Source organism: Acetivibrio sp. MSJd-27 (assembly GCF_018918095.1).
GTDB lineage: Bacteria > Bacillota > Clostridia > UMGS1840 > HGM11507 > HGM11507.
Genome location: NZ_JAHLPV010000003.1, coordinates 18,068 through 42,452, shown reverse-complemented (window position 1 = coordinate 42,452; position 24,385 = coordinate 18,068). Strand labels below are relative to the sequence as shown.

Sequence of the window (24,385 nt, the reverse complement as noted above, 5' to 3'; positions counted from 1 at the left end):
AACTGGAGGAATTACCATGATTGATTTCACAAATACCGCGGACGAGCTGGCATCCGCCGGCTGCGAAATTGCCATTCTGCCCATTGGAGCATTGGAACAGCACGGTCCGCACCTTCCGATGTGCACTGACTATATGGTGGCGAAATCGGTTGCGGAGGCGGTTGCAAAGAAGTTGAACGCCTATCTGCTTCCCACACTGCCCATCAGTACGTCCTATGAACATAAGGGCAAAAAGGGAAGCGTGTGGATGCGGGCAAAAACCTTCTATTCCGTGATTCAGGACATTGTGCTGAACCTGAAGGAACAGGGCTTTTCTAAGGTTGTCATCATGCTGGGGCACGGAGGAATTTTTGTCTCCACTCCGGCGATTCGGGAACTGAACGCCGATTATCCCGATCTGCGTGTGGCCAAAGTTGATTTCCTGCAATTTCTGGGCGTGCCGGAAATGTTGAAAACGCTGGAGTGCAGGGACAATCTGCATGCCTGTGAATACGAGACCTCGTTAATGCTGTACCTGGCGGAGGAGATGGTGAAAAAGGACAAGATTGACGGAGCGGATTTTGTGCCCGATGTCCCCCGGGACTTTTTAAACTATTGTTCCATCGTCAAGCTGTCCAAGACAGGCGTATGGGGAAAACCCTCCCTCGGCACAAAGGAAAAAGGGGAAAAAGTCTTCCGCATCCTGGTGGACGAATCGATTCAGTATATTGAGAAAATTTTCAGTCAGACGGAAGGTTATTTTGATTAGAAAAACCAAGGAAATGAAAAGGGTAGCCGTTGTCAAAATTTTATGACGGCTGCCTTTAGTTATAATGCAGGGCATGAAATCATAAGATGTATTATCCGGACGAAAGGTTCCGAAATCATTGGGTGATCTATGAGGAGCCTTGCCAAGAGTGGGAAGTGATAACATGCTGGACAATGAAATGTCGCCGGATGAATTGCTTGCTTTGGCGACCATCATTACCTTTAGCATCGCGAAGGGAAGGTCACTCAAAGAGCTGCGAACGATTTTAAATCTTATGATTATGGTAACGGCCAATTTGAACAGCCTGCTTGCCCAGTATGAAATCAATGCGGGAGAGGCAGTGGACGTACTGTTCTAGCGGTTGCTTGCGGAAGGCATACCGCGTTTTAGAATAAAAGCCCGGAGAATTTCAAATTCTCCGGGCTTTTGGGTTTATCCAATTAGAAATTAACCGGTGTACCGTAGTAAGCACATTCCAAAATCTTTTTCAGATCTTCCACAGAAGCTTCTCTGGGGTTGGAACCGGTGCAGGGATCTTTCTGTGCATTTTCCGCAATGAAGTCGATATGTTCTTTCAGGTATGCTTCATCAACGCCGTTTTCCTTGAAGGTGGGGGCGATGTTCAGCGTACGGTTCAAACGGTTGATCTCCTCAATCAGGGAGTTGGTCAGCTGTTTGTCGGTCGCGCCGGACAGGCCAATGAATCTTGCGATCTCAGCGTATTTTTTCATACACACTTTGGAGTTGTAGGCGATAACATAGGGCAGCATAATCGCGTTGCAAAGACCATGGGGCAGATCAAACTGGGCGCCCGTCTTGTGTGCAAGGCTGTGTACGATACCCAGAAGCGCATTGGAGAATGCCATACCAGCCAGACACTGTGCGGTATGCATATCACCTTTTGCATCCTTGTCGCCGTTGTAAGAGTCCACGATGGAATCGTCAATCATGGAGATTGCTTTCAGTGCAAGCGGATCGGAGAAGGGGCTTGCCAGGCTTGCCGTGTATGCCTCAATCGCATGGGTCATAGCATCCATACCGGTGTGGGCAACCAGCTTGGGCGGCATGGTGGAGGCGATATCCGGATCCAGAATCGCGATATCGGGGGTGATATTGAAATCAGCCAAAGGATATTTGACCAGTGTGCTGTAATCCGTGATAACAGAGAATGCAGTTACTTCGGTTGCGGTACCGGAAGTGGAAGGGATTGCAACAAAAATTGCTTTTTTGCGCAGTTCCGGAATGCTGAAGGGATCTTTGATATCGTCGAAGGTCAGCTCCGGATGCTCATAAAATACCCACATTGCCTTTGCAGCGTCAATCGGGGAACCACCGCCGATAGATACGATAACGTCCGGTCCAAACTCCTGCATTTCTTTTGCGCCCCGGTAAACGGTTTCCACAGAAGGATCCGGCTCAACACCCTCGAACAGTTTTACTTCCAGACCGGTTTTTGTCAGAATATCCTCCACTTTTTTGAGAAAGCCAAACTTCTGCATGCTGGAACCGCCGGTCACGATGATTGCTTTTTTCTTACCCTTCAGATTGGACAGTTCTTCAATAGAGCCGGCTCCGAAATACAGATCTCTCGGTAATGTGAATCTTGCCATAATGATTTTCCTCCTCGTTTCTTTTATTCTTTTTTAAATTGTTAAATATTTATCAATCCTTTTTCAAATAAATTGTACACCCTTTTTTCCGAAAATGCAAGAGGTATTTTGTAAATTCATAAAATCGTTCTATTTTTGTAGAATGATACAATTTTAGAGAGCCCTTTTTAGGATGTTTGCCCATATGAGAAGGTTTTATACGCAAAGAAGAAAAAATATTTTTTGCAGACGAATTCAGGGAAAGCCCCTGCGGCGGTGCGGGCGGAGCAAGCCTTGCCCCCACAGCGGCGGCACCGGATAACCGCCGCCCGCCTGTCATTCCGAGGAACGAGGAATCTTACGGTCTGGAACTACAGCTTTTTCAGCTTGCCCAGAGCGGCCATCAGGATCTTTTTGCCCGCCTTGTCAAACAGAATCTCCAGCTTCATGTCATTGCCCAGCTTTTTGGCATCCACAATCTCGCCGGTTCCGAACTTCACATGGCTGACCTTGTCGCCCACCTTGTAATCCAGGTTAGCTGGTGCGGCGGAGGCTGGCTCCGGCTTGCGGTTTAAATAGGCGGAAACAATCGGCTTGGGTGTGTAAGCTTTCGGCGCGAAGGCCGCCTGCTTTTTCACCGGCTCGTTGGTCCGAAGAAGCTCGCTTCCGATTTCCTCCAGAAAACGGGAGGGACGGCAGCTGACAAAATTGCCGAAAATGTGCCTTGCCTGGGCAGATGTGATATAGAGGTTCTTCTTCGCGCGGGTGATGGCCACATAGCACAAACGGCGCTCCTCCTCCAGCTCCTCCGGCATGGTAAAGCTCCGGCTGGAGGGGAAGATGCCCTCCTCCATCCCGGCGATGAACACCACCGGAAATTCCAGCCCTTTCGCGCCGTGCATGGTCATCAGAACGACCGCGTCCTCGCTCTCGTCATAGTTGTCAATGTCGGACAGCAGGCTCATATTTTCCAGGAAATTTTGTACCGTCGGCTCCTCCTCCGACTCCACAAAGCTTTTTGCCATAGTCAGAAGTTCCTTGATGTTCTCCGCCCGAGTACGGTTCTCAATGCTGTCCTCAGCGGTCAGCATCTTCATATAGCCCGTGTCATAGATGGCGGCGTTGGTGACGGAAACCAGATCGTCAAGCTTCGATTCCAGAAGGGAGACGATCCCGCTAAACTCCCGCAGCTTTGCGGTATAGCGGGACAGCGCGGGATAGCTTTCCGCCCGCTTCACGATGGAGTACATGGAGGTGGTTTCCACACGGGCGAGATTCTCCATCTTTTCGATGGCGCCGGAGCCGAGCCCCCGCTTGGGCTCGTTGATGATCCGCTTCAGACTCATGTCGTCGCTGTTGTTGTAAGCCAGCCGGATATAGGCCACGATATCCTTGATCTCCTTGCGGTCGAAGAACCGGAGTCCGCCCACAATCCGGTGAGGGATGCCGGTGCGGAGAAAGTTTTCCTCGATCACGCGGGACTGGGCGTTCATCCGGTACAGCACCGCCATGTCGGAGTAATGAAAGCCCTTGTCTATGTAATATTGGATATAGCCCGCGATGGTGGAGGCTTCGTCCCGCTCGTCGGTCAGGTTCAGATACTCGATCTTGTCCCCCTTTTCGTTGGAGGTCCACAGCGCTTTCGCCTTCCGGCGGGAATTGTTTTTAATCACATGGTTGGCGGCCTCTAAAATCGTCTGTGTGGAACGATAATTCTCCTCCAGCTTGATGACCGTGGCATTGGCAAACTGCCGTTCAAAGCTCAAAATATTCTCGATATCGGCGCCTCGGAAGCGGTAGATACTCTGATCGTCGTCGCCCACCACGCAGATGTTCTGGGATTCTTTGGAGAGCATGGAGATGAGCATGTACTGAATCTTGGAGGTATCCTGATATTCGTCCACCAGAACATAACGGAACCGCTCCTGCCACTTTTTCAGCACCTCAGGGCTTTTTTTCAGCACCTGAATGGTACAGACCAGAATGTCGTCGAAGTCCAGAGCGTTGAACTGCTTCAACCGTTTCTGATACAAGCGGTAGCACTTGTGTATGTATTTGATTTTGAGATCCTCCTCGTCCGCCGGATTGAGATCCTCCGGCAGGATGTACTTGTCCTTGTAGGAGGAAATATAGGAGAGAACCGTGCGGGGCTTTAAGGTATCGGAGGAAATGTTCAGCTCCTTCATCACGTCCTTCATCAGCGTCAGGGAATCCTGGCTGTCATAGATGGCGAAGGAGCGCTCATAGCCGATGGTGTCAATGTCGGAACGCAGAATGCGTACGCAGGCGGAGTGGAAGGTGGAAATCCACATGTCCCGGATGTCGAAATCCATGATTTTCGCCACCCGCTCCTTCATCTCCGCCGCCGCCTTGTTGGTGAAGGTGATGGCGAGAATTTGAAAGGGGGAGATGGGGCGGCATTTCAAAAACATTTCCTGCCGGGGATTCAGCCTGTCAAAAGGCGTGTTCTTCAGCTCCTCCAAATCCTCCTGGGTGAACCCGGAAGGCAGGTAATCAGTATGGTAGGCGTCGCCGTATTGGATCATGTAGCCGATGCGGTTGGTGATGGTGGTGGTCTTTCCGCTGCCCGCTCCCGCCAGAATCAGCACGGGGCCGTCCACCTGGAAAACTACCTCACGCTGTTTGGCGTTTAAGTGACCGTATTTATATTCAAAAATTTGTTTTTTCAGTTCGGTAAATTGTTCTTGCAACATGCTTTTCTCCCTTTTTCATTGTGTTTCGGTCTGGGGGTTCAAAATAAATCCTCTTTTTTCTTTGCTATTGCGTTTATGGGGATGAGAGACTTTCCCGCGTTCGCCAACTGTCCATTCGATTCTTCCTGCCGTCTGTCTCATTCAAAGGAATGAGCCGCACTGTTTGTGAGATTCCTCGTGCCTCGGAATGACAGTTGGACAGCAATTTCTCATTTATTCTCAACAGTCTGTCATTCTGAGCAAAGCGAAGAATCTCTTTCCAGTACACGGCACAGGGGACAATGCGCATTGCCCCCTGCAAAAAAATATGCCCGAAAAAATTTCATCCTTATTTCAATTCGTACAAAGATTTTCCCTCGCTGACGTGCACCGTCAGCGGCACATTGATGTGCAGGGCGTTTTCCATCTCTTCCTTCAGAAGAAGCTTTACTTTATCGCACTCCTCAGGCGGCGTCTCGATAACCAGTTCATCATGGATCTGCAGCGTCAGCCGCGCGTCCGGCGCTTCCTGTTTCAGGCGGTTGTATACCCGAAGCATGGCAAGCTTCATAATATCCGCGGCGGTTCCCTGAATGGGCGTATTTAAGGCGATCCGCTCCCCGAATTTGCGCACCATGTAATTCCGATCGGACAGCTCGCGGATAAACCGTACTCTGCCCAGCATGGTTTTCACAAAGCCGTTTTCCTTGGCGAACTCCACGATGGTTTCCATGTAAGAGCGGATATTGGGGTATTTGTCCAGATAATTGTCGATATAGCGCTTGGCCTCCTTGCGGGTGATCCCCAGATCCTTTGCCAGGGAAAAGTCCGTTTTTCCATAGAGAATCCCAAAGTTCACCGCCTTGGCGTCCGAGCGCATTTTTGGTGTAACCTGCTCCTCCGGGATGTCCAGAATGCGGGAGGCGGCCTGAACATGGATATCCTCTCCGTTCAAGAAGGCCTTTTTCAGATTCTCATCGCCGCAGAACTGAGCCAGAACCCGCAGTTCAATCTGGGAGTAGTCCGCCGAGACAAATACGTTCTCTTTTCTGACCGGAACGAACATTTTCCGAAGCTCCCGCCCCATCTCCACCCGCACGGGAATATTCTGCAGGTTGGGATCGCTGGAGCTCAGACGCCCGGTCTGGGTAACCGTCTGATGAAACTTGGAATGGATCAGGGAATCCTCGTCCACCAGAGCGTCCATCGCGTCGATATAGGTGGATTTCAGCTTGGTCAGGGTGCGGTATTCCATCAGCTCCCCGATGACCTCGTGGGATCCGTACAGTTTTTCCAAAACCTCCGAGTCAGTGCTGTAGCCCGTTTTGGTTTTCTTGACCGGCGGCAGGCCCAAGGTTTTAAACAGAACGCTGCCAAGCTGTTTGGTGGAATTGATGTTGAATTCCATCCCGCACAGAAGATAGATGCGCTGTTCAATCTCCCCGATCTGGCGGGAGATCTTCTCGTTCAGGCGGTTCAGCTCCTCCCGATCCAGCCGGATACCGCTTAACTGCATCTCCGCCAAAATGGGGATGAGGGGAAGCTCCATCTCCTCATAGAGCTTGCGAACCCCGATTTCGTCCATCTTCTTTTCCATATTGTCTGCAAGGGCGGGCAGTTCCTCCAGGGAGGAGAAAACCTCCCCGTTATAGCGGTAATAGATCCGGTCGAGAGCATAATTGTTTTCGGAGGGATCCAGCACATAAGCGGCAATTTTATAGTCGAAGAAAGCGCCCTGAAAGGCAATGTGATTTTTGGACAGCAGAATTAGCTGCTCCTTGATATCATAAGAATATTTTTTGATTTGCGGGTTTTCGAACAATGGTTTTAAAGCGATCAGCAGGGAAGCGGACAGCGGACATTCAAACTCCCTGCCATCCAGATACGTCCGGAAGGTATCCGCCGAAAGCAGATAGAAAAGGGAGCCTGCCGCTTTGACGAGAAGGGGAATCAGTTCGTCCTCATCGGAAATCAGAACGGTTTCCACCGCTTTTGCCTCGTCCTCCAGCTCAAATTTTTTCAGCAGGTTCTTGAATTCCAGCCGGGTGAACAGCGGAACCAGCTTGGCGGTGTCCGGCGCCTTGACCCGCAAAGCCTCAAAGTCAACCGCAATGGGAACCGTCTGGCAGATGGTTGCCAGCTCCCTGCTCAGATATGCCATATCCTTGTGCTCGGTCAGATTTTTCCGCTGAGCGGGCTTGATTACGGGGGAGTCCAGATGATCGTAAAGATTGTCGATGGACTTGAATTCTTTGATCAGATTCAAAGCCGTCACCTTGCCGATGCCCTTCACCCCGGGAATGTTGTCCGAGGCGTCACCCATAAGCCCTTTCAGGTCGATGAACTCGGTTGGAGTGATGCCGTACTCCTCCATCACCTTGTCGGAGTTATAGTCGGTGGTCTCGGTGCGGCCACCCTTGGTCACCACCAGCTTCACGGTGGTGAGCTCGGAGGCAAGCTGCAGGTCGTCCCGGTCTCCGGTTGCAATTTTGCATTCGATGTTCTGCTCGTTGCACAGGCGGGAAACCGTGCCGATGATATCGTCCGCCTCATAGCCCTCCAATTCCAGATAAGGGATATTCAGAGCGGTGAGAACCTCCTTTAAAATCGGCATCTGAATGCGCAGCTCGTCCGGCATACCGGAGCGCTGCGCTTTATACAGGTCATATTTCTCGTTGCGGAAGGTGATGCGTGAAATGTCAAACGCCACCGTCAGATAGTCCGGCGCTTCCTCCTCCGTCAGCTTGTTTAGAATGTTCAGAAAGCCGTAGACCGCGTTGGTGGGGGTACCGTCCTTCGTGGTCAGTGGGCGGATGCCGTAAAAAGCGCGGTTTACAATGCTGTTTCCATCCAAAATCATTAGTTTCATGGAATCACCATCCGTTTCGTATCTTTTCAAAAATTGCCGGGAAACCATTCCCGGCAATTTTATTTTGTACTTTTGTGCGTCAACTTATAAATTTTTTCTGAGAGGGAAAAACCTTTCGCGCTCAGAAAATAGGCAATATACGAGGTCACAACGGGCAGAAGCAGACTGACAAGCGCTGCGGAAAGATGAAAGGTCCCGTTGTTTTCCAGACCATAGAGAAAGAAGGAATAGGGATAGTTCCAGAATCGGGCAAAGGCGGCGATAGCGCCCGCTGCTTCCGGCACCGCAAACAAAAGAATCAGATGCGGTATCAGAATCACGCCGATCCAGAAGGCTCCCCATAAGCCGATGGTGAGGGCGTTCCGATAGACATAAATTCCCCGATCTCTGTGGTCGATTTTTGCCTGAGAATATGCGTAGGAGTAAATGCCCGACAAATGGAACAGGATAAACGCGGCGTACAGCCAGGGAGAATCGTAGATCCATTTGAAGGCAAAAATGGTCAAGAGAAAGCAGACAACGGCTGCGATCAATTGATTGGTAAACATGGCCAGTACAGGCGGCCTGCGGGTTTCAACAGCCATAAATAAATCTCCTTTCCAAAATAACATATGTCGTTTTCTCCAAGGAAAAAACCATATTGTAGCGGGCGGATGCTATCCGCCCCTGCTTAAAATACCAATTTTTCTGCAATATAATCCTTCAGCTCCTCGATTTTGATTCTTGCCTGTTCCATGGTATCGCGGTCACGCACGGTCACACAGCCGTCGGTGAGAGAGTCAAAATCGAAGGTGATACACCAAGGGGTACCAATCTCGTCCTGCCTACGGTACCGTTTTCCGATGCTGCCCGCCTCGTCAAACTCGCACATGAAATCCTTGGACAGTTTTTCATAGACGGCAAACGCTTCCTTGGACAGTTTTTTGGAAAGAGGAAGAACCGCCGCTTTGATGGGTGCCAGCGCGGGATGGAAGTGCAGCACGGTGCGCACGTCTCCCTCCGCGATCTCCTCCTCGTCATAAGCCTCCACCAGGAAGGCCAGTGTGACGCGGTCTGCACCCAAAGAGGGCTCGATGCAGTAGGGAATGTATTTTTCGTTGGTTTCGGTATCCATGTATTCAAAGTTCTCGCCGGAATGAGTGGCGTGCTGACTAAGATCGAAATTGGTCCGGTCTGCGATGCCCCAGAGCTCGCCCCAGCCGAAGGGGAACAGGTATTCAATGTCGGTGGTGGCGTTGGAATAGTGAGAAAGTTCCTCCTTCTCATGCCCGCGGAGCTTCATGTTTTCACCTTTCATCCCCAGGGATTCCAGCCATTTCACACAGGTTTCCTCCCAGAATTTGAACCATTCCATGTCGGTGCCGGGCTTGCAGAAAAATTCCAGCTCCATCTGTTCAAACTCACGGGTACGGAAGGTAAAGTTCCCGGGTGTGATTTCGTTCCGGAAGGATTTTCCGATCTGGGCGATCCCGAAGGGGATCTTTTTCCGCGCGGTGCGCTGTACGTTTTTAAAGTTGACAAAAATACCCTGCGCAGTTTCCGGCCGCAGGAACAGCTCCGCTTTGGAGTCCTCGGTGACGCCCTGAAAGGTCTTGAACATCAGGTTGAATTTGCGGATGTCTGTAAAGTTGCAGGCGCCGCAGTTCGGACATTTGATGTTGTGTTCCTTGATGTAAGAACTCATCTCCTCATTGGACCAGCCGGCAGGATTCTCGCCGGTTGCATCCTCGATCAGATTATCTGCGCGATGACGGGTTTTGCATTCCTTACAGTCCATCAGAGGATCGGAGAAGCCGCCAACATGACCGGAGGCCACCCAGGTTTTCGGATTCATCAGGATTGCCGCGTCCAGTCCCACATTGTAGGGAGACTCCTGAACGAATTTTTTCCACCAGGCTTTTTTGACGTTGTTCTTGAACTCCACGCCCAGCGGGCCGTAGTCCCAAGTGTTGGAAAGGCCGCCGTATATCTCGGAACCAGGATAGACAAATCCGCGCGCCTTGGCCAGCGCGACGACTTTTTCCATGGTTTTTTCGGTATTCTTCATGTTGATAACTCCCCTTTTGTTTCCCAATTTTATTTATAAGATTTCTGAATTTTCTTGATTTTTACGTTGGTGACGATGAACATGACAATCACATAAATCGCCAGAGCGCCCATGATGTAGGGAATCCCCTTGGAACCAGTCACCCGGTTGGTGATAGTGAAAATATTCTGTGCCGCTTCTCCCTGACCGATCAGGTTAAACAGGAAGCTGATGGTGGGGTTCGGCATAATGAGGAAGCAGACAACGGCGCACGCCAAAGCCACAAAACTCCAGTTTTTCATTCTGGTGGTGAAAGCTTCCGGTTTTTTGCCTTTTTTCTTCAGGACAGACGCTGTGACAATCAGGGCGATGAACGCTGCCAAAAAGACCAGATAGGTAACCGTCATAAAGGTGTTCATATACAGAACTGTCCCAGTGCTCTTAAAGCTGGTGTAAAGAAATAGTAAAAGAATCTCCGCCACCAGGGATACCGAGAAGATTACAAGCAGCTTGTTTGACATCTTCTCAATCAATGCCTTTTTTTCTTTTTTTGCCTGTTGTTTTGGTGCGTAATGTGGTTTTTTCATGTTTGCCCGCTCTCCTTTTGTTTTATTCATATTATTTTATTCATATTCATAAAGAATTTGGAAGATGGAAGCAATACCAGCCGTCTCTGTGCGCAGGATCCTTGTGCCCAAAGAAACGGAACGGAAACCAGCCTTTGTCAGCAGCTGTGCTTCCTCCCCGTCAAAACCGCCCTCCGGCCCTATGATGACCGCGATGTTTTTTGCATCCGGACAGGACATCAGAGCATTTTTGAGGGAATGCTCCTTTTCGCATTCATACGGCATCAGAAGAAGGTCAAAGGCATCCTTGCGTGTGATGACCTCATCCAGGCCGTGCAGTGCAGAAACCGTGGGGATGACCCCCCGATTTGACTGTTTTGCGGCCGATTCGGCGATTTTCCGGTACCGATCCGCCTTTTTTGCAAAATCCTTTTTGCCGATTCTGGCGACAGAACGCTTTAAAAGCACCGGAGCAATCTCGCAGACGCCGGCTTCCACCGCCTTCTCCACAATATAAGAAAGCTTGTCCCCCTTTGGAAGTCCTTGAAACAGTGTAATTTTTGTTTCGGGTTCCGCCGGGTTTTCATATTTTTTGATGAGATAGGCTTCCAGGCTGTCCTTGGAAACGGATTTCACGGTGGCGTCATAGTCAAAGGCCTCTCCGTCGCACAAAATCAGCCCGTCGCCTTCCTTTATTCTAAGAACCCTTATCAGATGTCTGGCGTTTTCCCCGTCCAGCGTGACAACACCGTCCCGGATCGCGCGGGGATCAAAAAAGAATTTCGGCATGTTCCGGTTCTCCTCGTGTAAACATTGGTTGGCTATGTAGAGGGATAATGTCCAAGCAGTGTGAGAATCGATCCCTGAAAAACCGTATATCTCTACATTACTGTTTTCCCAGAAGGAAAGAAGCCCAGCCGCCGTCCGTCTTCTCGGCTTTTATGAAAAAACCGTTTTGAACAGCTGCGTCCGCAACCTCCTGCTTCCGCTCCAGAATAATCCCGCTGACCAGAAACAGCCCCTCCGGCTTCAGGAAGGGCTTGACGCTTCCGAAAAGGCTGATGATCACATCAGCAACAATGTTAGCTATTATTATATCATAGGTACCACCGACTGTGTCAAGTAGATCCCCCTGTTTTACAGAAATTTTTTCCGTCAGCCCGTTTAAGGCAATGTTTTCTTTGGAGATTTTTACACTCAGCTCGTCGATATCCACTGCGTCCACATGCGCCGCACCGTTCTGAGCGGCGCAGATGGAAAGTATGCCGCTGCCGGTGCCGATATCCAGCACCTTCATGCCCGGCTTCATAATCTGTTCGATCTGCTCAATACACATCCTGGTGGTCTCATGGGTTCCGGTGCCGAAAGCCATGCCGCTGTCCAGAATAATGGTGTTCTCGCCTTCTTTTTTGTGATACTCTTCCCATGCGGGAACAATGACAGTGTGTTCGCCTATACGGAAGGTGCTGTAATATTTCTTCCAGCCGTTCTCCCAATCCTCCGCTTTCAGAACCTCCCAGGTGAGGGAAAAGCCCTTTTCCTCTCCCGCCTTCAGAATCGCGTCCCGCTCCTCCTCCGTCTCCGCGTAAACCTTTATGTAGGCCTTTGAGAGGTCACGGGCGAGCAGGCTTTCATCAATATAGTCCCACTTGGCATGCGCCTGGTGATCCAGCATGTCAGTGGGATCGTCGATATTGAGGGAAAGAATACCGCAGTCCTGAAAAAACAGCTCGCCCTTTTCGATGTCTTCGGGTGCGATTTCCAGTTTGATTTCATACCAGTTCATTGTTATTCTCCCTGTCCGAAAAATTCCCGGATGGCGTCGCCGAACCGTTTCTTTTTGTCATGGTTTCCCGGCTCCATGGCTTCCTGGAACTGCTTTAAGAGTTCCTTCTGCTTGGAGCTGAGCTTTTTGGGGATCTCCACATGAATGGTGACGTATTGGTTTCCCTTGCCCACGCCGCGCAGATAGGGGATTCCCTTGCCCTTCAGAACAAACTTATCGCCGTTCTGGGTTCCCTCCGGAATGGTCAGCTCAATTTTTCCGTGAATGGTGGGGATAACCACCTTTGCGCCCAGCGCCGCCTCCGGATAGCTGATCGGAACATCCACGTACACGTCGCTGCCGATCCGCTTGAAGATTTTATCCGGCATAATATTGATGCGGATATAAAGGTTTCCGCTGGGGCCGCCGTTCAGTCCGGCCTCCCCCTCGCCGCTTAAGGAGATCTGCTGTCCGTTGTCGATGCCGGCGGGGATGGTCACCTTCAGGGTTTTGCTCTTGCGGTTGACGCCCCGTCCCTGGCAGGTGGGGCAGGGGCTTTTGATAATACTTCCCTTGCCGCCGCAGTGGGAGCAGGTCTTTACATTGACAAACTGCCCCAGCACGGTTTTCTGCACAACTTTTTCCTGGCCGGTTCCGCCGCAGACAGGACAGGTTTCCACATCGGATTTGCTCTTCGCGCCGGTTCCGCCGCACTTGTCACACTTCTCATATTTGTGGACGGTAATCTGCTTTTCTACGCCGAACGCCGCCTCCATGAAGGTGATATCCAGCGATTTTTCGATATCCTGCCCTCTCTGGGGACCGTTTTTCGGGCGCCGTCCGCCGCCAAAACCGCCGCCGAAGAAAGAACCGAAGATGTCGCCGATGTCGCCGAAATCAAAATCGCCGAATCCTGCGCCTCCGCCGAATCCTCCGTTGGGATCGAAGGCCTGGTGCCCGTAGGTATCGTATTTTTGTTTTTTCTGAGGATCCGAAAGGACTTCATAGGCTTCATTCGCTTCCTTGAATTTTGCCTCCGCTTCCTTGTCGCCGGGATTCACATCGGGATGGTATTTTTTCGCCATCTTCCGGTATGCTTTTTTAATCTCGTCGGCGGAAGCGCCCTTGCTGATACCCAGAACCTCGTAGTAATCTCTTTTATCAGCCATAATGTCAACACCTTTTTCTCATTGATACTCAAAAAGGAAGGGCGTGAAAGCCCCTCCTGAATGATCGCCGCATTCTATCCCTTTTATTATATAATAAACTGTTCTAAAATGCACGCGTTTTATTGTGATTCCATGAAATTATTTCTTGTCGTCGTCCACATCGGTGAATTCCGCTTCGTAAGCGCCGTTTGCATCCGGACCCTGCTGCGCGTCCGCTCCGGGCTGTCCGCCCATATCCGGGTTCGCGCCCTGCGCCTGCTGATACAGCTTCGGCGCCAGCTCGTAGATCTTCTTGTTCAGCTCTTCAGTGGCCGCCTTGATGGCTTCGGTGTCGGTGCCGGTCAGCGTCTGTTTCAGAGCGTCAATTTTTTCCTGCACGCCGGCTTTGTCCTCCGCGGTTATCTTATCGCCTGCATCATCGATGGTCTTCTGTGCCTGATATACCAGAGAGTCAGCGGTGTTTCTCGCCTCCACCTCTTCTTTTTTCTTCTTGTCCTCCGCAGCGAACTGTTCCGCTTCCTTGACCGCCTTGTCGATATCGGAATCAGACAGGTTGGTGCTGGAGGTGATGGTGATCTTCTGCTCGTTGCCCGTGCCCAGATCCTTTGCGGATACGTTCACGATACCGTTGGCGTCAATGTCAAAGGTAACTTCGATCTGCGGTACGCCTCTGGGAGCCGGCGGAATGTCGTTCAGATGGAAACGGCCAAGGGTTTTGTTGCCTGCGGCCATATCTCTTTCACCCTGCAGGACGTGGATTTCCACGCTGGTCTGTCCGTCTGCCGCGGTAGAGAAAATCTGACTTTTTTTCGTCGGGATGGTGGTGTTGCGTTCAATCAGCTTGGTGCACACGCCGCCCATGGTTTCGATACCGAGGGACAGCGGGGTAACGTCCAGAAGAAGCAGGTCTTTGACATCCCCTGCCAGAACGCCGCCCTGGATAGCAGCGCCGACTGCAACACATTCGTCCGGGTTGATGCCCTTGAAGGGATCTTTGCCAATCAAACGTTTTACGGCCTCCACAACCGCTGGAATCCGGGTGGAACCGCCGACCAGAAGAACCTTGTCAATCTTATCCGGGGTCAGGCCTGCATCGGAGATAGCCTGTTTTGCCGGTTCCATCGTTTTATTGACCAAATCCAGAGTGATTTCATCGAATTTTGCACGGGTCAGCGTGACGTCCAAATGCTTCGGACCGGTCGCGTCCGCGGTGATAAAGGGCAGGTTGATGTTGGAGGTTGTCACGTTGGAGAGTTCGATTTTGGATTTCTCCGCCGCTTCCTTCAGTCTCTGCATTGCCATTTTATCCGTGGAGAGGTCAATGCCGTTGGATTTTTTGAATTCCTCTACCAAATAATTCATGATTCTTTCGTCGAAGTCATCACCGCCCAGACGGTTGTTTCCGCTGGTTGCCAAAACTTCAAACACGCCGTCGCCGATTTCCAGGATGGATACGTCGAAGGTACCGCCGCCCAGGTCGTAAACCATGATTTTCTGTTCGTGATCTTTGTCCAGTCCATAGGCCAGTGCCGCGGCAGTTGGCTCGTTGATGATACGCATAACCTCCAGACCGGCGATTTTACCCGCGTCCTTGGTCGCCTGGCGCTGTGCGTCGGAGAAGTAAGCCGGAACGGTGATAACCGCCTGGTTTACCTTCTCGCCCAGATAGCTTTCCGCGTCGGCTTTCAGCTTCTGCAGGATCATTGCGGAGAGTTCCTGGGGGGTATAGCTCTTTCCGTCAATGGTGACCTTGCGGTCGGTTCCCATATCTCTCTTGATGGAGATGATGGTTTTATCCGGATTGGTGATGGCCTGACGTTTTGCAACCTGGCCGACAATCCTTTCATTGTCTTTTGTAAACGCAACAACGGAAGGGGTGGTTCTGGCACCCTCGCTGTTTGGGATAACGGTTGGTTCGCTGCCTTCCAGAACGGCAACGCATGAGTTTGTTGTACCTAAGTCGATACCGATGATTTTTGCCATGAGTTTCAACCTCCAATTTAATATGTTAGATCTATATTTACAAAATTAGTTTGCCACTTTCACCATGCTGAAGCGGATCACTTTGTCCTTGCGGATAAAGCCCGTCTGAAATTCTTCCACAATCTCTTTTTCGCCGTACTGCTCATCCTCGATGTGCATAACAGCGTTGTGGAAGTTGGGGTCAAAGGGTTCCCCGACGGCTTTGATCTCCTTCACATCCATTTTATCCAGGGTGTCAATAAACTGTTTGACGACCATCTCCACACCCTGCTTGAAAGGAGTATCCTCCTTTTCATGCTGCAGGGAAAGCTTTAAGGTGTCCAAAACAGGAAGAAGCTTGTTCACTGTGTCGCAGACCGCATAGTCATACATACTGTCTTTCTCCTTCGCGGTGCGTCTTTTATAATTATCGAATTCCGCCATGGTGCGGAGCAGTTTATCTTTAAACTCAGCCACCTCGTCGGCAACCTTCGCTTCCAGATTTTCCGCGGTCTCTTCGCTGGAATCCGTTTCTTTCGTTTTTTTCGGTTCTTCCGCCTCTGAGGTTTCCTCCCTGATTTCTTCTTTTACTTCCTCATTTGCTTCCTGCTTCACTTTTTCATTTTTTGCTGTTTTCTTTTTTTCCAACTCTAACATCCTTTCTGCTTATCCTTCTGACGGAAAGCACTATTCACTATTGTTTCCATAATAATCCTTGAGTAAACCTTCATTTAAATTTTTTGTGATGGCCTCCAGAGAGGACACCACTTTGGAATAATCCATCCGCATGGGGCCGATTACCCCGATGGCGCCATAAATACCGTCGGAAATTTTGTAGGTGGATACCACCAGGCTCATATCCTCAATGGATTCCACCCTGGATTCCTTGCCGATAGCCACATTCAGATTCTCGGCTTTGATATTTTTGGTGATGATATTTTTGACTTCCTTTTTGTCGTCCAATATTTCAAAGAATCCCTGCACCTTCTTGACATCCTTAAACTCCGGAAGGGAGAGAATATTGTTCTGCCCGCTTAACAGGATTTCGTTTTCATTCATCTCGTTGACGGTGAAATAGACAAAATCAATGATGGAGGTCAGAAGATCTTTGTCGCCGGAGAGCCGCTGAAGAATTTTTTCCACATTCTGAATGCCCAGCTGTTCCAGAGGAACGCCCGCCAGCACCTCGTTCAGTACGTCACGCAGGGAGAGCACGAACTCCTCGGTAATCTCCTCCTCGAGACGGAGGGTTTTGCTCTTCACCAATCCCGAGTCGGTGATCAGCACCAGATGCAACGAATGCGCATCAATCTTCATCAGCTCAAACCGCTTGATGCAGCCCTTCTTTAAGTCGGGCGTCATAGCGATGGCGGTCAGGTTGGTATGCTTGGAGGCGATATCCAATACCTTTTTAATATAATAGTCCAGTTCTTCCACCTTGTGATTGACCTGTCTGCGCAGTTCGGCAAACTCATTCAGGGTTACCAGATATTTGCGCATCAGATTGTCTACATAAGCCCGGTACCCTAGATAGGAGGGGATTCTGCCGGCAGATGTGTGGGGCTGTTCCAGATAACCCATGTCCTCCAGGTCAGCCATCTCGTTGCGTATGGTGGCGGAGGATAGGTTCAGCTCATCCATTTTGGAGATCGTCCGGGAGCTGACCGGTTCCGCTGTGGAGATATAGTAATCCACCAAAGCCTTTAAAATCCGTGACTTTCTGTCGTTTAAATCCATAATGGCATCCTCCTTTACACAGTTTACAGGAGAACAGAGCGCTTTGTTCTCTGCGCCCTTTGCGGCAGGAACAAGCCCCTGTTATCCGGTTTGTTTCCACACCCTGTCATTCTGAACGGAGTGAAGAATCGCCCTGCCACTCGCCAAGGATTTCCGCCGTGAGATTCCTCGGAATGACAGGCGAGAGACGATTTATTCTTCTCTTTGTTAGCACTCTCGTTCGTTGATTGCTAATCTAGACCTAAAATAGCACTTTTTTCGCTGTTTGTCAAGGGGAATTCTGTAAATGATTTATGAACGAATCCGGGAAATGAAATTTTTCATCCACAAAAAACGTCTTTTCTTTCAAAATGAATACAAATTTGTAAATAAAACATTAAGAAATGCAGGAAAAGTAGAAATCTGTTGCAAAAATGCTGGAAATACAGTATACTAACAATATAGAACGAGCAAACAGAGGAGGTTTTTTACATGTCAGATAAAATCAGAGTAGGAATCGTGGGTTACGGCAACTTGGGCAGAGGGGTACATCTGGCCCTGAACCAGAATCCCGATATGGAATTGAAAGGGGTGTTTACCCGCCGCGCGCCGGAGCAGGTTGAACTGAAAATTCCCAATACAAAAGCGTATAAAATAGAGGATCTTAAGAACTTTCCGGACGAGATTGATGTATTGATTCTATGCGGCGGCTCCGCAACCGATCTGCCCCAGCAGGGGCCGGAGATGGTGAAGCTGTTCAACACGGTGGACAGCTTTGACACCCACGCCAAAATTCCGGAATATTTTTCTCAGATCGATGAAAATGGAAAAGCAAACGGCAATGTGGGAATTATCTCGGTGGGCTGGGATCCCGGACTGTTTTCCATTTCCCGCATGCTCTTCGGCGCCTGCATGCCCAACGGAAAGGACTATACCTTCTGGGGCAAAGGAGTCAGCCAGGGGCACTCCGACGCGATCCGCCGGGTGAAGGGCGTGAAGAATGCCATTCAGTATACCGTGCCGATCAAAGAGGCTATTGAAACCGCCAGAAGCGGTAAAAATATCGATCTGGAAACCCGTCAGAAACATCTGCGGGAGTGCTATGTGGTTGCCGAGGAGGGCGCGGACAAAAAGCGGATCGAGTTTGAAATCAAGGAAATGCCCAACTATTTTGCGGATTATGACACCAAGGTATATTTCATCAGCGAGGAGGAGCTTAGAAAGAATCACAGCAAGATGCCTCACGGCGGTTTTGTGATCCGCAGCGGGAAAACCGGCGCGGACATGGAACATAACCATCTGATGGAATTCTCCCTGAAGCTGGACAGCAACCCCGAGTTTACCTCCAGTGTGCTGGTGGCATATGCGAGAGCGGCTTACCGCCTCTCCAAGGAAGGGAAAAGCGGAGGCTTCTCCGTTTTTGATATTCCGCTTAGCTATCTTTCTCCCAAATCCGGCGAGGAACTGAGAAAAGAGCTTCTGTAATAGAACAGGACCTTATCGGGCGTGCATTGCGGCACGCCCTTTTTTGTACTCTTTTTTGCTCTCTGTCCTTCGTAAGGATAAAATTCGTTCTCCTGAATTCTTCTTTCTCTATATTTTATAAACCCTGTCCACTCTTGTTATTAAATAACGCAATTGTTCAAATTCGTTTCGGGCAATATTTTCAATCAGGCAAAATTCATTGCAGCCTTTGTATAACATTTGCTGAAGGTCTGGGGATAATTTCAAATTTTTATCCGAGCAAACCAATTCGATAATAACACCGGTATATTGTTTTAAGGCTTGGATAATATAGATATCCGTCCAGGTTTTCGCATAGCAGATAAAATAGTTGAAGCCTTCTTCTATCACAGAATCGACTATCTTTTTGGCTTCCTCCGGATGCAAAGATTTTTTTGTGATAAACAGAATTTTTTGGTACATTGTATATTCCTCCTAAAATAGGCTATATATAGTCTATATAGTAGCATGCATAGCCTATAATTTCAACCTTTTTTACTTATCATAAAGAAAAAAGGAGTGAAATATATGGACACGATTACAGCAGTGCGCAATAGAATTTTACAGCTATGCAATGAGAAGGGCTATACAATTAACCATTTGGCAAATCTTTCAGCGATTCCGCCATCCTCTTTGAAAAATATTCTTTACGGAAAAAGCTTAAATCCTAAAATCTTGACAATCAAAGAATTATGTGACGGATTGGAAATCACTTTGGGAGAGTTTTTCAGCACACCGGAGTTTGATGCGTTAGAGCAGGAAATCAAATAGAAAAAGAACAAAGCGATGATACAGCGACGAACGAGAGAGGGACGGCGGTCGGAAAAGACCGCTCTCTCTTTTTCTTTCCTCTCCTTTACTTTACTTTCCTTTCCTTTGTTTCAAAATCGATCGATTTTGAAGGCAAATCGATCGATCCTCTTTTTGTAAAAAATCCGGAAACATAGATTATCTCTTGTTTTGCAGGAATTTTTGTGATAAAATAAATGAAACAAAAAAATGGTATCGAAAGGTGACATGTCATGATCATTCAGCCAAAAACAAGAGGGTTTATCTGCACCACGGCACATCCGGAGGGATGCCGTCAGAACGTGAAAAATCAAATCGAATATACCAAGGCTATGCCCAAATGCAAAGAGGTGAAGAATGCGCTGATCATCGGCGCTTCTATGGGCTACGGCTTGGCTTCCCGGATTGCGCTGGCATACAGCTGCAATGCCGCAACCATCGGTGTTATCTTTGACAAGCCGGCTTCCGGCAAGCGCACGGCAACCGCCGGCTGGTATAACACCGCCGCCTTTGAAGCCTGCGCCAAAGAGGACGGGCTTTACGCGAAAACCGTCAACGGGGATGCATTCTCCAAGGAGATCAAACAGCAGGTGATCAACCTCATTCAGAAGGATATGGGAAAGGTTGATGTGGTGGTTTACAGTCTGGCCGCACCCCGCCGCGCGATGGAGGACGGCACCGTCTATTCCTCCGTCTTAAAAACCGTGGGGGAGGAATATACCAACAAAACCATCGATCTGCGCACCAATGAGATATCCGAGATCACCGTGCCCACCGCCACGGAGCAAGAGATTCACGATACTGTGAAGGTGATGGGCGGCGAGGATTGGATGGATTGGATGAACGCCCTTTCCGAAGCGGGTGTGCTGGCGGAAAACGCGGTTACCGTCGCTTATTCCTATATTGGACCGGAGCTGACCCATCCCATGTATCTGGAGGGTTCCATCGGCATGGCGAAAAAGCATCTGTTTGAAACCTCCAAAGAAATCGAAGCAAAGGGAAACGGCGTCAAAGCGTATATCTCGGTCAACAAGGCGCTGGTCACCCAGTCCAGCGCGGCGATTCCTATTGTGCCGCTGTATATCGCCCTTCTGTACAAGGTGATGAAGGAGAAGGGAATTCACGAGGGCTGTATGGAGCAGATTTACCGCATGTTTCACGACAAGCTGTTTGCCCAGCCGCCGCTTACGGATGAGGAGGGGCGTCTGCGCCCCGACGACTGGGAGATGCGGGAGGATGTCCAGCAAGAGGTGGCGCGGCTTTGGGACAATGTCTCAACCGAAAACGTGGGCCAATTGTCGGATATCGAAGGCTATTGGGACGACTTTTTTAACCTGTTCGGGTTCCGCGTCGAGGGGATTGATTATGAGAAGGAAACCGATCCCGAGGTGGAAATTCCCAGTCTCTCTTAAATTGATTGCTCCGATCCTATCATAAGCCGTCCCTTGCATGACAAGAAATGACAGGATGCCATGCAGGGACGGATCAGGAGCAGCCGTGAAACCGGAGTTATTACGTGCAAAGAACAAAGGAAATGTACTTTGTACGCTGTTCTGTGCGTTTAAGCATTAGAGAGTCGAAGGCAATATGCCCTGCACTTGATAAATTCCCGCCTTTTCGAATTGTCGGTCTTGCAAGGCGCCAGCCTTGCTTCCCCCTTACGCACCGAAAAAACGAAAATTTCTCTGCGTGCAGGGTCGCAGAGTTTTTACAGAGCAAATTTTTTCGTAAGGCAAGGAAAAAGCGCAGGCAATCCTGACGGATTGGCGAGCATTTTGACACGGAATTGCGGAACATTTGCCTGTATAAACCATATTGCGTTCGACTCCCTAATGCTTATCAATTACCGCACTGAAGTAGATACGGCTGATGCTTCCCGGACAGTGGAAGAATCCGTCTTCTTGTAAAATGAGCAGGGATGTGCTATGATGTGGACAAAGCAGAAAAATGGAAGGAGCGGAGAAAATGAAACGGTTTACTGCATTCCTATTGTGTCTTTTGCTCTGTCTGCCCTGGGGCGCCCGGGCGGAGGAGAGACTGTTTACGGATATGGATCCGTCAAGCTACCTGTATGAAGCTGCGGCTGTCCTTCACAACCTAGGGCTGATGCAAGGCTATGACGATCACACCTTTCGTCCCGACGACCCTATTACCCGGGCGGAGATAGCGGCTATCACGGTGCGCTGCATGGGTATGGAGCAGGCTGCAAAGGCTTCCGCACAGTGGAATACGGGTTTTTCAGATGTGCCGGTCACCCATTGGGCCAACGGATACATTGCCGTGGCCAAGTCCGTGGGCGTTGTCGACGGCAATGGGGACGGTACTTTTGCGCCGGACGGGGACGTGCTCTATGAGCAGTCTGTGAAAATGCTGGTGTGTGCGTTGGGGTATGGTGAGGATATCAAAAAAGTGCCGGATGCCTATCCGAATTTATATCTGGAGCAGGCGGAGAGAATCAATATGACCATCCGCGCGAAGGGGAAGATAGGGGAAACCGCTTCCCGGGGCACAGTGGCGATGCTTGTATACAATACCGTGTTTGCAAAAATCCCTCAAACATGATATAATAACCTCACAAACCTCTAAGGCATTAAAAATGCCAAGACGTTTGGAGAACGATTGAACCGCAATACTACGGCGACATTCCGCCGCCTTCGTTGTTGTGGTATAATAACCTCACAAACCTCTAAGGCATTAAAAATGCCAAGACGTTTGGAGAACGATTGAACCGCAATACTACGGCGACGAACAGCCGCCTGCGTTGTTGCGATATAATGACAACATTGACAATATAGAACGGGTGGGGAAACCGAATGAAAATAAAACCTTCTATTGGGGAGATAAAAAGTCAAAGCTTGGATATGCTAGGCGGCCGCTGGACAACTGCTGTCATACTGACTTTGTTTTACGCACTGTTTAACGGCGTTGTTTATGGCCTGCAAATCTATCTGGCGGAGGCAAAAGCTGCGCGGATCATCACAATGATTCTTCTGATTTTTCTGGAGAGCTTTCTGGATCTCGGACTGCGGCTGGGAATGCTGCGCTACAGCCGGGACGACGTTCCGACCGTTGGATGTATTTTTGACGCGTCGAACTACTATCTGAAAGCGCTCTTGTATTACATACCGGTCAATGTACTTGGCTATCTGATGAACAGCGGAATGCTTTGGTTTTCCGAGTATATGGCGGAGAACGGCACCGCAGCGCTGGCTTACGGACTGCTTGTTCCGATAGCAGGCGTTCTGTTCGGCATTTCCGTTCTGCTTGCAGGGTTTATGCCAATGCTTTATCTTATCATTGACAATCCCGAAATCCGCGCAGGAAAGCTCTACACAACTGCCTGGAGGCTCATGAAAGGAAATAAATTAAAGCTGATTCTCCTGCAGCTGAGCTTTTTTGGATGGATCCTGTTGAGTATGGTGACCTGTGGGATTGGCGTACTTTTTGTCGTGCCGTATATGTACGTTGCGGAGTGTACGTTTTACAATCACCTTATCGCTGAGGAGAGGGAGAGGTCATTGACGCCGTCGGGAGACGGAGAGGGGCAGCTTCCTCGGGACACTTCGGAGGGGTAAGATACAAAAGGCTTAAAAAGGGAAAAGATAGGAAGAAAAAATCGTCATGGTTCATTCCATGACGATTTTTTATAACATAGGAAATTGCGCGCAATTGTGCGCAATTGCATGTTTCAAAAAACAGCGTGCGAAGCGCGGCTGCGTTTTTCAGAATGAAAAACTTTTTTACTATCTGACAAATTCCACGCTTGCTTTTTAGGGAGGCGGGATAAGAGACAGGGCAGCGCAGAACGTTTCTGTAGTAGTGGGACAGGGGGGTATATGTGCGGTAAACGCTCAATAGTTGACGCTTACCTGCATGATGCCATAGCTGTCTAAATGCAGGGTGCTTCCATCCGGGGCGGGATTTTCCCGTCTGCGGATGGGTTTTTTTGGATAGAGCTTCGGCACATAGAAAAAATCAGTTGGTGCGGGCAAATCAAAGGTGTTCTTTTCCAGATAACGTTTGATTTTTGTTTCGATCGTATCATACTCCTCTTTCATGATGGGAGAAATCACATAGCTGCCCTGGGACAGCTTATCATTTTCATCAAAGTAATAGAAGGGGCTCAAAGCAATGCCGATATCCGAGAAATAGATTTTGGGGAATCGCAGCCAAAGGGTTATATCCACATTGTCCCGCTCTGCTTTTTCCAGCTGGAGAATTTCTTCAGGCGTCATGCCGGCCTTTGTACCTCGAAAACGGTAAGTGCCGTCCGGGTGTGCCAGCGTCGCCCACAGGGAAGGCTGGATATAGGGAGCTGGATTTAACACCGAATAGACCGATGAGCTGTATTTTATCAAAATTCTGTACTGTCCGGACTCTTGGAAAAAGCGGTTTTTTTCCGGATCGGCAGCACAGATCTGGAGATAGCCTGTATCCCTGGAATAATCCTTCCACTGGGGTGCATCCGGCTCCCAACCCTCCTGCCATTGTGCGGCAAGCAGATTTTCTATCGATCCATAGTCCGGTTTGGGCAGGCATTGCGCGGCAAAGCCGGCGATTACCGAAAGCGCGGATTCATATGCTCTCCTGTCCTGAAACGTAGCGGCCAGCAAACCCTCTGTCATAACCTCGCCGTCAAAGTTCCAGATTGTCATGAACTCAATCCCCATAACATGCAGAAGCTCATTTTTTCGTATTCTGGTGGAAGAATCATCGCGAAAGATTTCATTTTCAGATAAGCCGGCCGCCTGCATGACCTGCTCCGGAGTCATTCCGGTGACAGAACCAAGAAAATGATAGGTTCCGTCCTTCCGCAGCAGCAGTTCGCAGAGTTCTCGGTAAGGCTCGTCGCCGGATGGGCATCCTCCGAGGAAGGCCAGAAACACAGCAACGGCAAGAAATACGCTTGTTTTCCGAAACATAAAGACACTTCCTTTCCAAATGGGAGAGTGAATGAATCTACCTGAGTATAGTTTAACATTGTTTTCTG

21 protein-coding genes are annotated in these 24,385 nt (G+C 49.6%); 7 read left to right on the top strand and 14 right to left on the bottom strand.

Features of this window, described 5'->3' with window-relative positions; all coding sequences use genetic code 11:
- Window positions 1-16: 16 nt before the first annotated feature.
- Together KQI32_RS01925 and KQI32_RS01920 are read left to right on the top strand one after the other, a co-directional pair.
- On the top strand, window positions 17-748 hold the full coding sequence (locus KQI32_RS01925; protein ID WP_177691547.1) for a creatininase family protein: 732 nt from the start codon (window positions 17-19) through the stop codon (window positions 746-748).
- A 148-nt stretch (window positions 749-896) separates the two neighbouring features.
- Window positions 897-1,106 (top strand): hypothetical protein, encoded by a 210-nt coding sequence (locus KQI32_RS01920; RefSeq protein WP_177691546.1) that lies wholly within the window; start codon window positions 897-899, stop codon window positions 1,104-1,106.
- 82 nt (window positions 1,107-1,188) lie between these two features.
- Here the strand turns inward: KQI32_RS01920 and KQI32_RS01915 are convergent, their stop codons facing one another.
- The 12 genes from KQI32_RS01915 to hrcA all read right to left on the bottom strand — a co-directional run bounded on the left by KQI32_RS01915 (window position 1,189) and on the right by hrcA (window position 17,124).
- Window positions 1,189-2,358 carry an iron-containing alcohol dehydrogenase gene (locus KQI32_RS01915; RefSeq protein WP_177691545.1) on the bottom strand — a complete coding sequence of 390 codons (1,170 nt, stop codon included), beginning with the start codon at window positions 2,356-2,358 and terminating at the stop codon, window positions 1,189-1,191.
- Window positions 2,359-2,708: 350 nt separating this feature from the next.
- Complete coding sequence (locus tag KQI32_RS01910) at window positions 2,709-5,051, bottom strand: ATP-dependent helicase (RefSeq protein WP_216423719.1); 2,343 nt, start codon at window positions 5,049-5,051, stop codon at window positions 2,709-2,711.
- Window positions 5,052-5,379: 328 nt separating this feature from the next.
- Window positions 5,380-7,899: a DNA polymerase I gene (locus KQI32_RS01905; protein ID WP_216423718.1), complete on the bottom strand. Its 2,520-nt coding sequence runs from the start codon at window positions 7,897-7,899 to the stop codon at window positions 5,380-5,382.
- Window positions 7,900-7,958: 59 nt separating this feature from the next.
- Window positions 7,959-8,483 (bottom strand): hypothetical protein, encoded by a 525-nt coding sequence (locus tag KQI32_RS01900; protein WP_216423717.1) that lies wholly within the window; start codon window positions 8,481-8,483, stop codon window positions 7,959-7,961.
- A gap of 86 nt (window positions 8,484-8,569) precedes the next feature.
- Complete coding sequence (locus KQI32_RS01895; protein ID WP_216423716.1) at window positions 8,570-9,946, bottom strand: glycine--tRNA ligase; 1,377 nt, start codon at window positions 9,944-9,946, stop codon at window positions 8,570-8,572.
- Window positions 9,947-9,975: 29 nt separating this feature from the next.
- Window positions 9,976-10,512, bottom strand: coding sequence for a hypothetical protein (locus KQI32_RS01890; protein ID WP_216423715.1), 537 nt, complete (start codon window positions 10,510-10,512; stop codon window positions 9,976-9,978).
- A 36-nt stretch (window positions 10,513-10,548) separates the two neighbouring features.
- The gene (locus KQI32_RS01885; RefSeq protein ID WP_216423714.1) at window positions 10,549-11,280 is read right to left on the bottom strand and encodes a 16S rRNA (uracil(1498)-N(3))-methyltransferase; all 732 of its coding nucleotides are present in this window, start codon (window positions 11,278-11,280) and stop codon (window positions 10,549-10,551) included.
- Window positions 11,281-11,377: 97 nt separating this feature from the next.
- Window positions 11,378-12,277, bottom strand: a complete 900-nt coding sequence (gene prmA, locus KQI32_RS01880) for a 50S ribosomal protein L11 methyltransferase (protein WP_216423713.1) — start codon at window positions 12,275-12,277, stop codon at window positions 11,378-11,380.
- 2 nt (window positions 12,278-12,279) lie between these two features.
- Entirely contained in the window at window positions 12,280-13,425 is a 1,146-nt protein-coding gene (gene dnaJ / locus KQI32_RS01875; protein WP_216423712.1) for a molecular chaperone DnaJ, read from the bottom strand.
- A 138-nt stretch (window positions 13,426-13,563) separates the two neighbouring features.
- Complete coding sequence (gene dnaK / locus KQI32_RS01870) at window positions 13,564-15,408, bottom strand: molecular chaperone DnaK (RefSeq protein ID WP_216423711.1); 1,845 nt, start codon at window positions 15,406-15,408, stop codon at window positions 13,564-13,566.
- 45 nt (window positions 15,409-15,453) lie between these two features.
- Window positions 15,454-16,035: a nucleotide exchange factor GrpE gene (gene grpE / locus KQI32_RS01865; protein ID WP_374197051.1), complete on the bottom strand. Its 582-nt coding sequence runs from the start codon at window positions 16,033-16,035 to the stop codon at window positions 15,454-15,456.
- Between the two features lie 39 nt (window positions 16,036-16,074).
- A complete protein-coding gene (gene hrcA, locus KQI32_RS01860; protein ID WP_216423709.1) occupies window positions 16,075-17,124 on the bottom strand; it encodes a heat-inducible transcriptional repressor HrcA in 1,050 nt (349 codons plus the stop codon).
- Window positions 17,125-17,595: 471 nt separating this feature from the next.
- Here hrcA and KQI32_RS01855 point away from each other — a divergent pair, with 471 nt between their 5' ends.
- A complete protein-coding gene (locus KQI32_RS01855; RefSeq protein ID WP_216423708.1) occupies window positions 17,596-18,588 on the top strand; it encodes a diaminopimelate dehydrogenase in 993 nt (330 codons plus the stop codon).
- Between the two features lie 108 nt (window positions 18,589-18,696).
- On the opposite strand, the gene KQI32_RS01850 is transcribed toward KQI32_RS01855, so the two are convergent.
- The gene (locus KQI32_RS01850) at window positions 18,697-19,029 is read right to left on the bottom strand and encodes a hypothetical protein (protein ID WP_216423707.1); all 333 of its coding nucleotides are present in this window, start codon (window positions 19,027-19,029) and stop codon (window positions 18,697-18,699) included.
- Between the two features lie 105 nt (window positions 19,030-19,134).
- On the opposite strand from KQI32_RS01850, the gene KQI32_RS01845 reads away from it, so the two are divergent.
- The 4 genes from KQI32_RS01845 to KQI32_RS01830 all read left to right on the top strand — a co-directional run bounded on the left by KQI32_RS01845 (window position 19,135) and on the right by KQI32_RS01830 (window position 22,970).
- Window positions 19,135-19,377, top strand: a complete 243-nt coding sequence (locus KQI32_RS01845; RefSeq protein WP_216423706.1) for a helix-turn-helix domain-containing protein — start codon at window positions 19,135-19,137, stop codon at window positions 19,375-19,377.
- Between the two features lie 251 nt (window positions 19,378-19,628).
- A complete protein-coding gene (gene fabV, locus KQI32_RS01840) occupies window positions 19,629-20,807 on the top strand; it encodes an enoyl-ACP reductase FabV (RefSeq protein ID WP_216423705.1) in 1,179 nt (392 codons plus the stop codon).
- Window positions 20,808-21,360: 553 nt separating this feature from the next.
- Complete coding sequence (locus tag KQI32_RS01835; protein ID WP_216423704.1) at window positions 21,361-21,957, top strand: S-layer homology domain-containing protein; 597 nt, start codon at window positions 21,361-21,363, stop codon at window positions 21,955-21,957.
- Window positions 21,958-22,208: 251 nt separating this feature from the next.
- Window positions 22,209-22,970 carry a DUF975 family protein gene (locus KQI32_RS01830; protein WP_216423703.1) on the top strand — a complete coding sequence of 254 codons (762 nt, stop codon included), beginning with the start codon at window positions 22,209-22,211 and terminating at the stop codon, window positions 22,968-22,970.
- 276 nt (window positions 22,971-23,246) lie between these two features.
- Here the strand turns inward: KQI32_RS01830 and KQI32_RS01825 are convergent, their stop codons facing one another.
- Entirely contained in the window at window positions 23,247-24,317 is a 1,071-nt protein-coding gene (locus tag KQI32_RS01825) for a hypothetical protein (protein WP_216423702.1), read from the bottom strand.
- Window positions 24,318-24,385 lie beyond the last annotated feature (68 nt).